11 protein-coding genes are annotated in these 12,859 nt (G+C 73.6%); 7 read left to right on the forward strand and 4 right to left on the reverse strand.

Annotation, left to right across the window (positions count from 1 at the left end):
* Positions 1 to 195: 195 nt before the first annotated feature.
* Complete coding sequence (locus ACQ9ZG_RS19450; protein ID WP_109914925.1) at positions 196 to 2,481, forward strand: exo-beta-d-1,3/1,6-glucosidase; 2,286 nt, start codon at positions 196 to 198, stop codon at positions 2,479 to 2,481.
* Positions 2,482 to 2,673: 192 nt separating this feature from the next.
* Here the strand turns inward: ACQ9ZG_RS19450 and ACQ9ZG_RS19455 are convergent, their stop codons facing one another.
* Entirely contained in the window at positions 2,674 to 3,618 is a 945-nt protein-coding gene (locus tag ACQ9ZG_RS19455) for a DMT family transporter (protein ID WP_181398165.1), read from the reverse strand.
* A 19-nt stretch (positions 3,619 to 3,637) separates the two neighbouring features.
* Here ACQ9ZG_RS19455 and ACQ9ZG_RS19460 point away from each other — a divergent pair, with 19 nt between their 5' ends.
* The 3 genes from ACQ9ZG_RS19460 to ACQ9ZG_RS19470 all read left to right on the forward strand — a co-directional run bounded on the left by ACQ9ZG_RS19460 (position 3,638) and on the right by ACQ9ZG_RS19470 (position 7,084).
* Positions 3,638 to 4,192 carry a MarR family winged helix-turn-helix transcriptional regulator gene (locus ACQ9ZG_RS19460; RefSeq protein ID WP_499280945.1) on the forward strand — a complete coding sequence of 185 codons (555 nt, stop codon included), beginning with the start codon at positions 3,638 to 3,640 and terminating at the stop codon, positions 4,190 to 4,192.
* Between the two features lie 257 nt (positions 4,193 to 4,449).
* Entirely contained in the window at positions 4,450 to 5,091 is a 642-nt protein-coding gene (locus tag ACQ9ZG_RS19465; RefSeq protein WP_028416892.1) for a TetR/AcrR family transcriptional regulator, read from the forward strand.
* A gap of 367 nt (positions 5,092 to 5,458) precedes the next feature.
* On the forward strand, positions 5,459 to 7,084 hold the full coding sequence (locus tag ACQ9ZG_RS19470) for a right-handed parallel beta-helix repeat-containing protein (RefSeq protein ID WP_499280947.1): 1,626 nt from the start codon (positions 5,459 to 5,461) through the stop codon (positions 7,082 to 7,084).
* Positions 7,085 to 7,251: 167 nt separating this feature from the next.
* Here ACQ9ZG_RS19470 and ACQ9ZG_RS19475 read toward each other — a convergent pair whose 3' ends face one another.
* Positions 7,252 to 7,959, reverse strand: coding sequence for a GDSL-type esterase/lipase family protein (locus ACQ9ZG_RS19475; RefSeq protein WP_028416890.1), 708 nt, complete (start codon positions 7,957 to 7,959; stop codon positions 7,252 to 7,254).
* On the opposite strand from ACQ9ZG_RS19475, the gene ACQ9ZG_RS19480 reads away from it, so the two are divergent.
* Positions 7,958 to 9,244 (forward strand): esterase-like activity of phytase family protein, encoded by a 1,287-nt coding sequence (locus tag ACQ9ZG_RS19480; RefSeq protein ID WP_187330541.1) that lies wholly within the window; start codon positions 7,958 to 7,960, stop codon positions 9,242 to 9,244. The two genes, ACQ9ZG_RS19475 and ACQ9ZG_RS19480, sit on opposite strands and share 2 nt — an antisense overlap.
* 146 nt (positions 9,245 to 9,390) lie before the next feature.
* Here ACQ9ZG_RS19480 and ACQ9ZG_RS19485 read toward each other — a convergent pair whose 3' ends face one another.
* Both ACQ9ZG_RS19485 and ACQ9ZG_RS19490 read right to left on the reverse strand, forming a co-directional pair.
* Complete coding sequence (locus ACQ9ZG_RS19485) at positions 9,391 to 9,792, reverse strand: PPOX class F420-dependent oxidoreductase (protein ID WP_018490561.1); 402 nt, start codon at positions 9,790 to 9,792, stop codon at positions 9,391 to 9,393.
* A gap of 31 nt (positions 9,793 to 9,823) precedes the next feature.
* The gene (locus tag ACQ9ZG_RS19490) at positions 9,824 to 10,819 is read right to left on the reverse strand and encodes a TetR/AcrR family transcriptional regulator (RefSeq protein WP_499280949.1); all 996 of its coding nucleotides are present in this window, start codon (positions 10,817 to 10,819) and stop codon (positions 9,824 to 9,826) included.
* Positions 10,820 to 10,946: 127 nt separating this feature from the next.
* Here ACQ9ZG_RS19490 and ACQ9ZG_RS19495 point away from each other — a divergent pair, with 127 nt between their 5' ends.
* On the forward strand, positions 10,947 to 11,984 hold the full coding sequence (locus ACQ9ZG_RS19495) for an ATP-binding cassette domain-containing protein (RefSeq protein ID WP_109916663.1): 1,038 nt from the start codon (positions 10,947 to 10,949) through the stop codon (positions 11,982 to 11,984).
* Entirely contained in the window at positions 11,981 to 12,823 is an 843-nt protein-coding gene (locus ACQ9ZG_RS19500) for an ABC transporter permease (RefSeq protein ID WP_109916664.1), read from the forward strand. Before ACQ9ZG_RS19495 ends, ACQ9ZG_RS19500 begins: the two co-directional genes overlap by 4 nt.
* Positions 12,824 to 12,859: the final 36 nt, after the last annotated feature.

Below are 12,859 nucleotides of genomic sequence, written 5' to 3' on the forward strand. Positions count from 1 at the left end.
CGCCGCCGTCGCGCATGCACCCGCTGCTGCTGTCATCGGACGCCTCTCTCGTTCCGCCCCCGGATTCCGGCCGGGGCCGCACCCCGCGCTCCGGCCCAGATTCTCACAGGGCCGAATACGTACCACTTCAATACTTACCAAGCGGTCGGTATTGAGCGTACGGTACTGCGGAGTGCCGTCGTGAAAGGAACTCCCGTGGGCCTGCAGCCGTCGTACCTCGACCCCGCGCTCCCCGTCGCGGACCGGGTCACCGATCTCCTGGGCCGTATGACGCTGCCCGAGAAGGTCGGCCAGATGCTCCAGCTCAACGCCAAGGAGGGCGTGCGGCACCTCGTGGAGGACCTGCACGCGGGGTCGATCCTGCACGCCTCGCCGGAACGGGTGCTGGAGGCCGCCGCGCTCACCGCCGAGACCCGGTTGCGCATCCCGCTGCTCGTCGCGGAGGACTGCATCCACGGCCACTCCTTCTGGGAGGGGGCCACGATCTACCCGACGCAGCTCGGCATGGCGGCCACCTGGGACGCCGGGCTGGTCGAGCGGATCGCGCGGGCGACGGCGGTGGAGGTCGCGGCGACCGGGGTGCACTGGACGTTCTCGCCGGTCCTCTGCATCACCCGGGATCTGCGCTGGGGCCGGGTGAGCGAGACCTTCGGCGAAGACCCTCACCTGATCGGCGAGTTGGCCTCCGCGATGGTGCGCGGCTACCAGGGCGACGGGCTCGACGACCCGACCGCCATCCTCGCCTGCGCCAAGCACTTCGCCGGGTACTCCGAGACCCAGGGCGGCCGGGACGCCAGCGAGGCCGACATCTCGCGGCGCAAGCTGCGCTCCTGGTTCCTGCCGCCGTTCGAGCGGGTCGCCGCGGAGGGGTGCCGGACCTTCATGCTCGGCTACCAGTCCATGGACGGCGTGCCGATCACCGTCAACGAGTGGCTGCTGGGCGAGGTGCTGCGCGGCGAGTGGGGGTACACCGGCACGCTGGTCACCGACTGGGACAACGTCGGCCGCATGGTCTGGGAGCAGAAGATCTACGCCGACTACGCGCAGGCATCGGCGGCCGCCGTCCGCGCGGGCAACGACATGGTGATGACGACGGCGAAGTTCTTCGAGGGAGCCCAGGAGGCGGTGGCGGAGGGCATGCTCACGGAGGCGGAGATCGACGCCGCCGTACGCCGCATCCTGACGCTCAAGTTCGAACTCGGCCTCTTCGAGAACCCCCGCCATCCCGACCCCGCCCGGCAGGCCGCGTACATCGGCGGCTCCGCGCACGCCGCCCTCAACCTGGAGGCGGCCCGCCGCTCCCTGGTGCTGCTGACCAACGACGGCACGCTGCCGTTCGCGGGCGGGCTGGAGGGCGGCGGTGCCGAGGGCCGCGCCATGGGCCCCGGTCCCCGTACGGTCGCTGTCGTCGGCCCCAACGCCGATGACGCGCAGACCCAGTTGGGCGACTGGGCGGGTTCCTCAGGGCAGGCGGACTGGCTCCCGGACGGGCAGCCGCGCGCCATGATCCGCACGGTCCTCGACGGCTTCCGGGAGAAGGTGCCCGCCGACTGGACCGTCTCGTACGCGCCCGGCGCCCGCATCCTCGACGTCGGGCCGGACCCGGAGGGGGCGTTCTTCCCCGACGGGCAGCCGCGTCCCGAGGTCGTCGTCCCGGCCGCCCCCGATCCGGTGCTGATCGCGGAGGCGGTGGCCGCCGCCGAGGGGGCCGACCACGTGGTCGCCGTCGTCGGCGACCGGATCGAGCTGATCGGCGAGGGCAAGTCCACGGCGACCCTCGAACTCGTGGGTGACCAGGTGGCGTTGCTGGACGCGCTGGCGGCGACGGGCAAGCCGCTGGTCGTCGTGGTCATCAGCTCCAAGCCGCTGGTCCTGCCGCCCTCCGCCCTCGGCGCGGCCGCGATCGTCTACGCGGCCAACCCGGGGATGCTCGGCGGCACGGCGGTCGCGGAGCTGCTGCTCGGCCTGATCGAGCCGACCGGCCGGCTCCCGCTCTCCTTCGCCCGGCACGCGGGGCAGCAGCCGACCTACTACAACCAGGTACGCGGCCAGCACGGCGCGCGGTACGCGGACCTCACGCAGAGCCCGGCGTTCGCGTTCGGGGAGGGGCTGAGCTACACGACGGTCACCTACACCGGACTGGAGCTGCTGACGGGCGTCGTCGAGCCGGACGGGACCGTACGGGCCCGGGTGACGCTCACCAACACCGGTTCCCGGCCCGCGCTGGAGACGCTCCAGGTGTATGTGAGCGACACGGTGACGTCGGTGACCTGGGCGGAGAAGGAGCTGAAGCAGTACGAACAAGTGGCTCTGGAACCGGGGGAGTCCCGGCAGGTGTCGATCGAACTGCCCGTATCCGTTTGTACGTTGGTGGATGCGCGGGGGCATCGCGTGGTGGAGCCGGGGCGGTTCGAGCTGCTGGTGGGTCCGTCGTCGCGGGACGAGGCGCTGCTGCGGGCGGAGTTCACGGTGAAGGGCTGATGTGTGGCGGGGAGTTGAGGGGGTTCACCGTGGCATGCCGGGGCGGTTCACGGTGATGGGCCGGATCGGTTCAAGGTGAGGGGGCGGGCCGATTCCCGGTGATGGGCAGGGTCGGTTCACCATGCCGTGCCGTGCCGTGCCGGGCCTGGTCGGTTCACCGTGCCGTGCCGTGCCGGGCCGGGCCTGTTCGGTTCACGGTGATGGGTCGGTGCGGGAGGGGCGCTCGGCCGGGGCGGCGGAGGGGGTGGGCGGCTCGGAGGGTTCCGGGGCCTCCGGCGGCGGTGCCGGTGTCCGGGCCGCCCGCTGGCCGAGCACCACCCCGCACAGTGTGAGCACGAGGCCGACGACCTGCCGCCCCGAGAGGGTCTCACCGGCGAGCAGCAGCCCCAGCAGCACCCCCGTCACGGGGTTGAGCAGTCCCAGCAGGCCGACCGTGCCGGCCGGCAGGTGCTTCAGCCCCAGGAACCAGGCGGCGAACGCGATGGCCGTCGCCACGACGGCCAGGTAGCCGAAGCCGAGCAGCGCGGGCCCGTCGAGCGCGGGCGGCGCCCCCTCCACCAGGGCCGCGCACGGCAGGAGCAGCAGCCCGCCGCCGAGCAACTGCCAGCTGGTGGCCGCGAGGACGTCCACCTCGCCGCTCCACCGCTTGGCCAGGACATAGCCGTACGAGGACATCGCCATGGCCCCGACGGAGGCGAGCACGCCGACCGCGTCCACCGAACCGGCGGCCGTGAAGACCATCAGGCAGACGCCCGCGACCCCGGTCATGGCCCCGGCGAGGTGCTTCCGGCCGGGGCGCTCGCCGACCAGCGGCCAGGCGAGCATCATCATGAAGAGCGGCGCGAGCGCCATGATGATCGACGCCAGGCTGGTGGGGAGGCGCTGCGCCGCCACGTAGACGAGGGCGAAGAAGCCGCTCATGTTCAGGGCGCCGAGCACCAGGGACTTCCACCACCAACTGCCGTGCGGCAGCTTCCGGCAGAGGGCCAGGAGCAGCAGCCCGGCGGGGACCGCGCGGAAGGCGGCGCCGTACAGGGGGTGGGTCTCGGGCAGATACTCGCGCGTGACGTAGTACGTCGTGCCCCAGGCGACGGGGGCCACCGCCGTGACCAGCGACCATTTCAGGTTACCTTCCATGGAAGCTATTATGCCTTCCATGGAAGGTAAATTTCGGGATGCGCTTCCGGAAGGCGCTGGGCTCGACCATGTGGCCCGTATCCAGGCCGAGTGGGCACGGGAGCGGCCGGACGTGGACGTGTCCCCGCAGGCGGTCATCGGCCGGCTGCACCGCCTGGGGCGCCTCCTGACCGACCGCCTCGACGCCGTCTACGCCGCCCACGGCCTGTCCGAGGGCGAGTTCGACGTACTGGCCGCGCTGCGCCGGGCCGGGGCGCCCTTCGAGCGGGCGCCGGGCGAGCTGGCCGCGCACACGATGGTCACCACGGGGGCGATGACCAAGCGGATCGACCGCCTCCAGCGCGCCGGTCTGGTGGACCGGCACCGCTCGGCGGTGGACGGCCGGGGCCGGGTGGTCGCGCTCACCCCGGCGGGCCGGTCCCTGATCGACCGGGCCTTCGCCGACCACATGCGCAACGAGCGCGGTCTGCTGGACGCGCTGGACCCGGAGGAGGCGGCGGAGCTGGAACGGCTGCTGACGGTGTGGCTGGGGCGGATGGAGCCGGCGGCGGGGGCGGGGGTCCCGGGCGGGTGAGCCGCGGCGGCGCCTCCGCCGCGGAGGTGGGCACCGTCGCGGCAGCGAGTACCGTCGCGGAGGCAAGCACCGCCCCACTCAAACTCCGTTTCGACCCCTCTCCGGGACGCGCCGAGAAGAAGCGTTTCGGCGTACGAGCATTCCCCCGTACGGGTGTGGCGCGGCACTCCCGTGGCTCCTGGGGCGCGCACAATGGGGCGGCGGTTCGTGCAGAGGTGCCGAGGCCCTCTCCCGCACCTTGCGCTGTAGGAGGACCGGTGGCGGATGGCTGGGCGGTTCAGCGGACGGGGCCCGGTGACCAGGCCCGTACCCAGGCGAGGGAACAACTGCTGGACGCCGCACGGGAGCTGTTCGGGGTCGTCGGCTACCGGGAGACCTCCGAGGCGGACGTCTGCGAGGCGGCCGGCGTCACACCCGAGGTGCTCCGGCAGGAGTACGGGACCCGTGAAGGGTTGCTCGTCGCCTTGCACAACCGGGTCACCACCGTCGGCCTGCGGGCCATGGAGGCCGAGCTGCTCGCCGAGGGGATGGACGAGTGCTCGATCGCGGTGCGGGTCCGGCGCCTCTTCGACGCGTACGTGGGGGCCGTCACCCGTGATCCGCGTGAGGCCCGGGTGACCTTCGTCGAGGTGCTCGGTGTCAGCGCGGTGGTCGACGAGCACTGCAAGCTCTGGCGGGCCCTGTGGACGGAGTTCCTCACGGGCGAGGCGGAGCGGGCGGTGGAGCGGGGCGAGGCGGAGGACCGGGACCACCGGGTCGGCGTCATGGTCATGGTCGGCACGGTCCACGAACTGATGGCCCACCACACCCGCCGCAGCCGCCGGGCCCGCCCCGAGGAGGTCTCGCGCGAACTGACGGAACTGGCGCTGACGATGCTGGGGTCGCAGCCGGTGGGGTGAGGGGGCACTTGCTCGGTCCGGGCTGCGGGGAGCGTGTGCCGGGCGGGTGGCTTCCTGCGTTGCCCGGGCTGTGGGGCATGCGTGTCGGACGGATTCCGTCCGGCTTCCGGCCGGATGGGCCGGCAACTCCCTCCTGGCGGGCGCGCCCGTGCCCGAGGACGGGCCGTGACAGGATGCGCCGCAGACTCCGGACCGCGTGGGTACGGCGGAGCCGTCCGAGCGGATGCGAGGGGCCCCGGGACCGGAACGTCCGCCGGTCGACGGCTCTTTCGGTGTCGGTGGGGACGGCTTCCCCGCCCTGCGGCCGCCGGACCCCTGCGGCCCGGGCCCCCGTGGCCGCCCGACCCGTGAAGGATGACCTCGGACCATGGACAGACGCGCCCTGATACTGGCCACCGGCGGGCTTCTCGGCGGGGCCGGCGCCGCGCAGGTGCTGGCCGCCGGGCCGGCCGCCGCCGATCCGGCCCCGCCGGTGGTCCCCGTCTTCGACGTACGGGCGTACGGGGCGGTCGGGGACGGCGTGGCCGACGACACCGCCGCCTTCCGCGCCGCGCTCACCGCCGCGCGGGCCGTGCCCGGCGGCGGGGCGACCCTGCTGGTGCCGCCCGGCTCGTACCCGCTCGGGGAATCCCTGCTGCTCGGCCCCGGGATGACCGTGCAGGCCCATGGGGCCCGGCTGTTCCGTACGGGCAACACCTCGGCCCTCGTGAAGAACTACGCGAGCGGTATGCCCGCCGTCACGGGCTACCAGGGCGCGGGGGACATCTCCGTCTTCGGCGGTACGTGGGACATGCGCGGCAGCAGCTTCACCTCGACGTGCCCCGCCTTCGTGTTCACGCACGCCGACGGGTTCACCCTCCGGGACGTGACCGTGCTCGATGTGCCCCGGGCGCACGCGGTGGAACTCAACGCGGTGCGGCGGGCCCGGATCGCCGACTGCCTCTTCGACGGCGTGTACGCCGGAACCGGAACCCCGGCCGTGCCGAACCGGCTGGAGGCCGTCCAGATCACCGGCGCCACCGACGCGGCCAACCTCCCCGCCCCCGCCTTCGACGGCACCCCGTGCGAGGACGTCCTGATCAGCGGATGCGTGATGCGGAACTCCCGGCCCGCCCTGAACTCCCCGTACGACGCCCTCTGCGGGGACCATTACGTCGCGTCCGGCGATGCCCACCGGCCGGTCCACCGGAACATCCGCGTCCTGGGCAACCGGGTGGAGAGCAGCGGCGCCTACGGTGTCCGCGCCACCGACTGGGTCCGGTCCGTGATCACCGACAACGCCATCGAGTCGGCCCCGGTCAACGGCATCTATGTCAGCTCGGGCTCCGGCAGCGCGCTCCAGGACGTCTCCATCACCGGGAACACGATCCGCGGTGCCGGGTCCGGCGGGGCCATCGTGGTGTCCAACACCGCCGCCGGACGCAACAGTTCGGTCTCCGTCAGCGGCAATCTCATCCGCTCCGTGAACGGCGAGACGGCCATCTACGTCAACCAGACGGACGGGGTCTCGATCACCGGCAACACCGTGGCCACGACCCGCCACCCGTCCGGCGGGAACTGCCAGGGCATCCAGGTGCAGCGTTCCCCGCACGCCGTGATCACCGGCAACCACCTGTCGGACATCGAAGGCGACGGCATCGGCGTCGACACCGGGTCGACCGACGCCCTCATCGCCCAGAACACCGTGCTCGGCGCCACCCACAACGGCATCTCCGTGGCCTCCTCCGAAGCGGCCGTCCGCGACAACCGCATCACCGGGGCGGGCACGGGCGGACCTGCCGGGACCTACGCGATCCGGATCGGCGGCAACGCGGTGAACGTGTCGTGCCAGGGCAATGTCGCCAGGGTCGGCGAGGGCGGCGGCGCCGAGGCCGGGGTGGGGGTGATGGCCGGGAGCCAGGCCGCCTGGATCACCGCCAACGACCTGCGCGGCTGGGGCACCGCGGTCCGTGACCGGGGCGCGGGAACCGTGGCCGAGGGGAACCTCGGCTGAGCCGGTGGCCCCGGGGGGCGTCTGCCCGCGCTCGGACCGCCCCCGGGGTGTGTCTGTCCGCGCTCGGGCCGCCCTGCTCAGCCGGAGACCGACCCGCCCGGACCGGGTCCGCGCAGGCCCGGACTGGCTCCGCTCAGCCGAGACCACCCTGCCCGGACCGGCCCCGCTCAGGCCGAGACCGGCTCCGCGTGCTGCCGCTGTGCGTACGGCCCGCCCACGCCCCACGCCCGGTGCAGCGTGTCGGCGAAGGCGGCGGCCAGGAGGTGTTCGCCGGTCGGGCCGGGGTGGGTGCCGTCGTACGTGTCCGTGTGGATGTCGTAGCCCGGCGGGGTGGGGGCCAGCAGGAGGGGCGAGCCGGGCGTGTCCAGGTCGGTGACGGCCCGGGCCAGCAGGTCGTTGAAGCGGGCGCAGGAGGCGGCGAAGGGCGGGTCGGACTCGGCCCGGATGTTGGGTATCACCGGGAGCAGGACCATCCGGACGCGCGGGTTCGCCGTGCGGGCCGCCTCGATGAACGCGCGGGCGTTGGCCGCGGTCTGCTCGGCGTCCGTGTAGAACCCGAGGTCTATCAGGCCCAGCGAGACCAGCAGCACGTCCGCCTCCGCCCCGCGCACCGCGTCCGCGATGACCGGGGCCATGTGCAGCCACCCCTCGCCCCACCCCGCCAGATGCCGCCGCGCGGCGGGCGGGAAGGACGGGTCGGCGTACGTGTGGGAGAGCGGGGCGCCCGCCCCGGGGTCGTACAGCGCCGTCCGCGGCCCGACGATCTCGTACGAGCCCGGGCAGACCGCGTCGAGGTGCTGCCACAGCCGGTAGCGCCAGGTGAAGTCGCCGGTGGCGCCGATGGTCATGGAGTCGCCGACCGGGAGAAAACGCATGGCGTCATCATGGCCGATCACGGCTGTGGCCTGCGACGTGACGATGGACACGGTGGGGTGGACCGGGCCGGACGCCGGGGCGGAGGAGGCCGCGACCGTGGACACTTGGGCCATGCGTCCGTATCCGAGCCGCCCGGTGGCCCCTCCGCGTCCCAGCCGTCCGGCGGCCCGTCCCTGTCCGAGCGGCCTCCGTGCGGCCCGTCCGCGTCCCGGCGGCCCGGCGGCCCGCCCGTATCCGGGCAGCCGCCGGGCCGTCGCGGGGCTCGCCGCTCCCGCCGCGGCCCTCCTGCTGCTCCTGGGGGCCGCCTGCCCCGCCGTCGCCGCCGACGGGGAGCCCGACCGTGACTTCACGATCGAGGACCCCCGGATCACCGAGTCCAGCGGCCTCGCCGCCAGCCGCCTGCACCCGGGCGTCTACTGGACGCACAACGACAGCGACGACGGCCCGTACGTCTTCGCCGTCGACTCCCGCACCGGCAGGACCGTCGCCACCGTCACCATGCGGGGCATCGGGGAGCCGCGCGATGTGGAGGGCATCTCGATCGGCCCCGACGGGGACATCTACGTCGGTGACATCGGGGACAACCTCGACGGCACCTGGAACCACGTCTGGATCTACCGCTTCCCCGAGCCGAAGACCCTCCGGGACACCACCGTCACCGCCACCCAGTACGACGTCCAGTACGCCGACGGGCCGCGCAACGCCGAATCGCTGATGGTCCATCCGAAGACCGGCCGCGTCTACATCGCCTCCAAGAACGAGAACGGCGGCGGCCTCTACGAGGGCCCCGGCAAGCTCACCACCGGCTCTATGAACGTCTTCCGGCGCGTGGACGAGGTGCCGTGGGTGACCGACGGGGCCTTCTCGCCCGACGGGCGCTCGCTGGCGCTGCGTTCGTACTTCAGTGCCCGGGTGTACGCCTTCGAGAACGGCCGCCTCGGGGAGAGCCGGGCGGTCGCGGCGCCGTTCCAGCGTCAGGCGGAGTCGGTGACGTACACGGCGGACGGCACGGCCCTGATGTTCGGTTCGGAGGGGACGCGCAGCGGTGTCGTACGCGTCGACGTCGAGGGCGGCGGCAAGCCGGACGAGCCGGGCGGGAGCGGGGGCACGGGGGACGGTCAGGAGCAGGGGAAGCCCTCGGGGAACGGGAGCCCGGGGCAGGGCGGGAGCGCCGGCCAGGAGGACGACGGCAAGGGCAGCGTGGGGCTGGGGGCCGTGATCATCATCGGCGTGGGGGCGCTCTGGTTCGCGCTCCGGCGGAAGCGGGGGCGGGGGCAGGGCTGAGGCGCACGCGGTGACGGGGCCGGGGCGGGGCGCACAGGCCGCGCGCCCCGGCCGGACGCGGCGCGCAGGACGACGGGGCCAAGGGGGGAGGCGCACGCGGTGACGGGGCCGAGGGGTGCGGGCAGGGCGGTGGCCCACCGGAGTGGTCAGTGGCCGTCCGTGATCGGCCACACCTCGTAGTGCAGCGTCCGGTCCCGCTTGAGCCGGTGCACCAGCGGCACCAGCACCCCCTGCACGATCGGGTACTTCCGCGACAGCATCCGCGCCGCGTGCGTGTTCTCCTCCGTGCCCGGCCGCAGCAGCCGGGCCCGGGCCCTGATCTCCGGGCCCGTCGGTCTGCCCCGGACCGTGCAGGGGGTCAGCTCCACCGTGGGGTGGTTGCGCATCCGCTCGACCTTCCAGGCCGAGGAGAACGTACGGATGAAGGCGTGATCGCCCTCCACGGCGATGTTCACGGGCGTGCCGACGGATCTGCCGTCCTGTCGGTGCGTGCTCAGCAGGACGGCGTACTGCTGCACGAAGGGAGCGAGTTCCCGGCTGGCTTCCATAGGTCCATTGGGGCACGGGCCGGGCGGGCTGTCATGTCCGGTCCGCGGTGGCCTCCGCCGTCCTCTCCGTCCTCTCCGTCCTCGGCCCGTCCGTTTCCGCCTCCTCCGCCTCCTCCGCCGCGCGTTCCGCGACCAGGGCCTCGAAGCCGGCGATCAGCCGCCGGAGCCCGAACGTGAAGTGGTCGAAGTCGGCGCTGAACGTGTCCTCCGACATCCCCGCCATCGTCGGGTACGCGCCGCTGAGCATGGCCCGCTCCAGGTAGGGGCGCTGGTTCTCCCAGAACTCCTCGTCGCCCAGCCCCGTCTGCGCCACCGCCTCCGCCGCGTCGGCCCGGGTGCGGGCGAGGCCCTCCACGAAGCTGTTGACCGTGATGATCACGCCGATCAGCTCGGGGTCGCGCAGCCCCATGGAGCGCAGGGCGGTGAGGGCGGACTCCAGGCCCCGCAGGGCGCTGGGACCGAGCACCGTACGCGCCTGGTTGATCTTCAGCAGCCAGGGGTGGCGCCCCAGGTTGTCCAGGTAGGTGCGGGCCATCGTGTCGATCGCCCCCCGCCAGTCGCCCGGTACGGGGCGGCCTCCGAGTGCGGGACGTCCGCCGGGTACGGGGTGGTCGGCGGCCGGAGGGCCGGGCTCGGCGGAGAGCGGCTCGCCCAGCACCCGGTCGAGCATCAGGTCCAGGAGTTCGGCCTTCCCGGGGACGTACCGGTAGAGCGACATCGTGCCCGTGCCCAGCTCCGTGGAGATCCGGCGCATGGAGACGGCGGACAGGCCCTCCGCGTCCGCGACGGCGATGGCGGCCGTGACGATCCGGTCCAGCGTGAGGGCCGGCTTCGGGCCGCGGCTGGGGCGGTCCCCGGTGCCCCACAGGAGTTCCAGGCTGCGCGCGATGTCGCCGCTGCCGGTCGCCGTGCCGTCCGCCGCCCGGCCGGTCGCCGCAGAGGCCGCCCCCGCCGCCGCTCCGGTCCCTGCCGTCGTCGCCGTCGCCGGGCCGTCGGTCGGCTCCGTGGTCGCTCCGTCTTTCGCCATGGGGGCAGCGTAATGCGCCGGAGGTGATATGGGTACACCGTACTCGTATTCAGGTACACCGTACTCAGTTTGGGGTACGGTGTACTCAGTTCGCTCGAACGCCGGTCGCAGAACAGGGGGTTGTGCCATGTCCACGTCTGGGAGCGCCTACGCGGTGCTCGCCGAAGGGGTCGTGAAGCGGTACCGGGGGCGGGGGAGGGGCGGGGCGGAGGAACGGGCGCTCGACGGGTTCGACCTCGCCGTCCGCCCCGGCACCGTCCACGGGCTGCTCGGCCCGAACGGGGCCGGGAAGACCACCGCCGTACGGGTCCTCGCGACCCTCCTGCGGTACGACGGGGGCCGGGCCGAGGTCGCCGGGCTCGATGTGGGGCGCGAGCCCCGCCGCGTACGGAGCAGGATCGGGCTCGCCGGGCAGTACGCGGCCGTCGACGAGGGGCTCACCGGGCGGCAGAACCTGGAGATGTTCGGGCGCCTCTTCCATCTCGGCAACCGCGGGGCCCGCCTCCGCGCGGGCGAGCTGCTGGAGCGGTTCGACCTGGTGGAGGCGGCCGGGAGGAGTGCCCGGGAGTACAGCGGCGGCATGCGGCGGCGGCTCGACCTCGCCTCCTCCATGATCCTCTCGCCCGATGTGCTCTTCCTGGACGAGCCGACCACCGGGCTCGACCCGCGCAGCCGGGGCGAGGTCTGGGAGACCGTACGGGACCTGGTGGCGGGCGGTACGACGGTGCTGCTCACCACGCAGTATCTGGAGGAGGCGGACCGGCTCGCCTCGCACATCACCGTCATCGACCGGGGGCGGGCCATCGCGGACGACACCCCGGACGCCCTGAAGGACCGGGTCGGCGGCGACCGGATCGAGGTCGTCGCCGCCGACGAGGGCGACCTCGCGGCGGTGGCGCGGGCCGTGGGTCGGGTGGCCGGGGGCGGGCTCGTCGTCACCGACGACACCACCCGCCGCGTGCACGCCCAGGTCACCGACCGGGTGGCCGCCCTCACCGAGGTGGCCCGGAGCCTTCAGGACGACGGGATCGCGGTGGAGGACATCGGGCTGCGTCGGCCGAGCCTGGACGACGTGTTCCTGCGGCTGACGGGCCACGGCACGGGCGCCGACGACGCGCAGGCCGCAGGGGACGCGGAGTCCGTACGGGAGGTGGCGGCGGCATGACCGTACTCGCACCGGACCCCGAGGCGGTGGCCGAGGCGCCCCGCGGGCGCGGACGCGCCTACTGGGCGGTCTCCGACTGCTGGAACATCACCCGCCGCAGCCTGACCCACTACCAGCGGCAGCCGTCCGCCGTCGTCTGGCAGCTCGGCTTCCCGATCCTCTCCGTGCTGCTGTACGGGTACGTCTTCGGCAGCGCCATGAAGGTGCCGGGCGGCGGCGACTACCGGGAGTTCCTGATGCCCGGCATGTTCGCCATGACCATGGCCATGGGCTTCATGAACACCGCCGTGGCCGTCGTCACCGACGCGGGCAAGGGGGTCGTCGACCGCTTCCGGTCGATGCCGATGGCCCCCTCCGCCTTCGCCTCCGGCCGGGGGGCGGCCGACCTGACGGTGGCCGCCGCCGAACTGGCCATCCTGGCCGCCACCGCGCTGCTGATCGGCTGGCGCGCGGGCGGCGGGGTGGTGCCCGCCCTGGGGGCGTTCGGGCTGCTCCTGCTGCTGCGGTTCAGCCTGATCTGGGTGGGCGTCTGGCTCGGCCTGCTGGTGCCGACCCCGGAGGCGGCGGGCGGGCTGTACGCGGTCGCCTTCCCGCTCACGATGATCTCCAGCACCTTCGTCGCCCCGTCCCTGATGCCGGGCTGGCTGGGTGCGGTCGCCGCCTGGAACCCGATCTCCTCCACCGCGACCGCCACCCGCGAGCTGTTCGGCAACCCGGTGGCCGGGGGCGGCACCTGGGTGGAGGAGCACGCCCTGCTGATGGCCGTGGTCTGGCCGGCGGCGATCACGCTGGTCTTCCTGCCGCTGGCGGTCCGCCGGTTCCGGCTGCTGAGCCGGTGACCGGGGTCGTGGCGGGGGACGCGGCGACGGGCGCGG

It is taken from the genome of Streptomyces araujoniae, from assembly GCF_050871195.1.
GTDB lineage: Bacteria > Actinomycetota > Actinomycetes > Streptomycetales > Streptomycetaceae > Streptomyces > Streptomyces bacillaris.

Excerpts from the sequence above, each read along its gene's own strand:
- ACQ9ZG_RS19500 (WP_109916664.1), top strand. The coding sequence starts at position 11,981 with ATGACCGTACTCGCACCGGACCCCGAGGCGGTGGCCGAGGCGCCCCGC.
- ACQ9ZG_RS19460 (WP_499280945.1), top strand. The coding sequence starts at position 3,638 with ATGGAAGGTAAATTTCGGGATGCGCTTCCGGAAGGCGCTGGGCTCGAC.
- ACQ9ZG_RS19470 (WP_499280947.1), top strand. The coding sequence starts at position 5,459 with ATGGACAGACGCGCCCTGATACTGGCCACCGGCGGGCTTCTCGGCGGG.
- ACQ9ZG_RS19480 (WP_187330541.1), top strand. The coding sequence starts at position 7,958 with ATGGCGTCATCATGGCCGATCACGGCTGTGGCCTGCGACGTGACGATG.
- ACQ9ZG_RS19490 (WP_499280949.1), bottom strand. The coding sequence starts at position 10,819 with ATGGCGAAAGACGGAGCGACCACGGAGCCGACCGACGGCCCGGCGACG.
- ACQ9ZG_RS19485 (WP_018490561.1), bottom strand. The coding sequence starts at position 9,792 with ATGGAAGCCAGCCGGGAACTCGCTCCCTTCGTGCAGCAGTACGCCGTC.
- ACQ9ZG_RS19455 (WP_181398165.1), bottom strand. The coding sequence starts at position 3,618 with ATGGAAGGTAACCTGAAATGGTCGCTGGTCACGGCGGTGGCCCCCGTC.
- ACQ9ZG_RS19495 (WP_109916663.1), top strand. The coding sequence starts at position 10,947 with ATGTCCACGTCTGGGAGCGCCTACGCGGTGCTCGCCGAAGGGGTCGTG.
- ACQ9ZG_RS19475 (WP_028416890.1), bottom strand. The coding sequence starts at position 7,959 with ATGCGTTTTCTCCCGGTCGGCGACTCCATGACCATCGGCGCCACCGGC.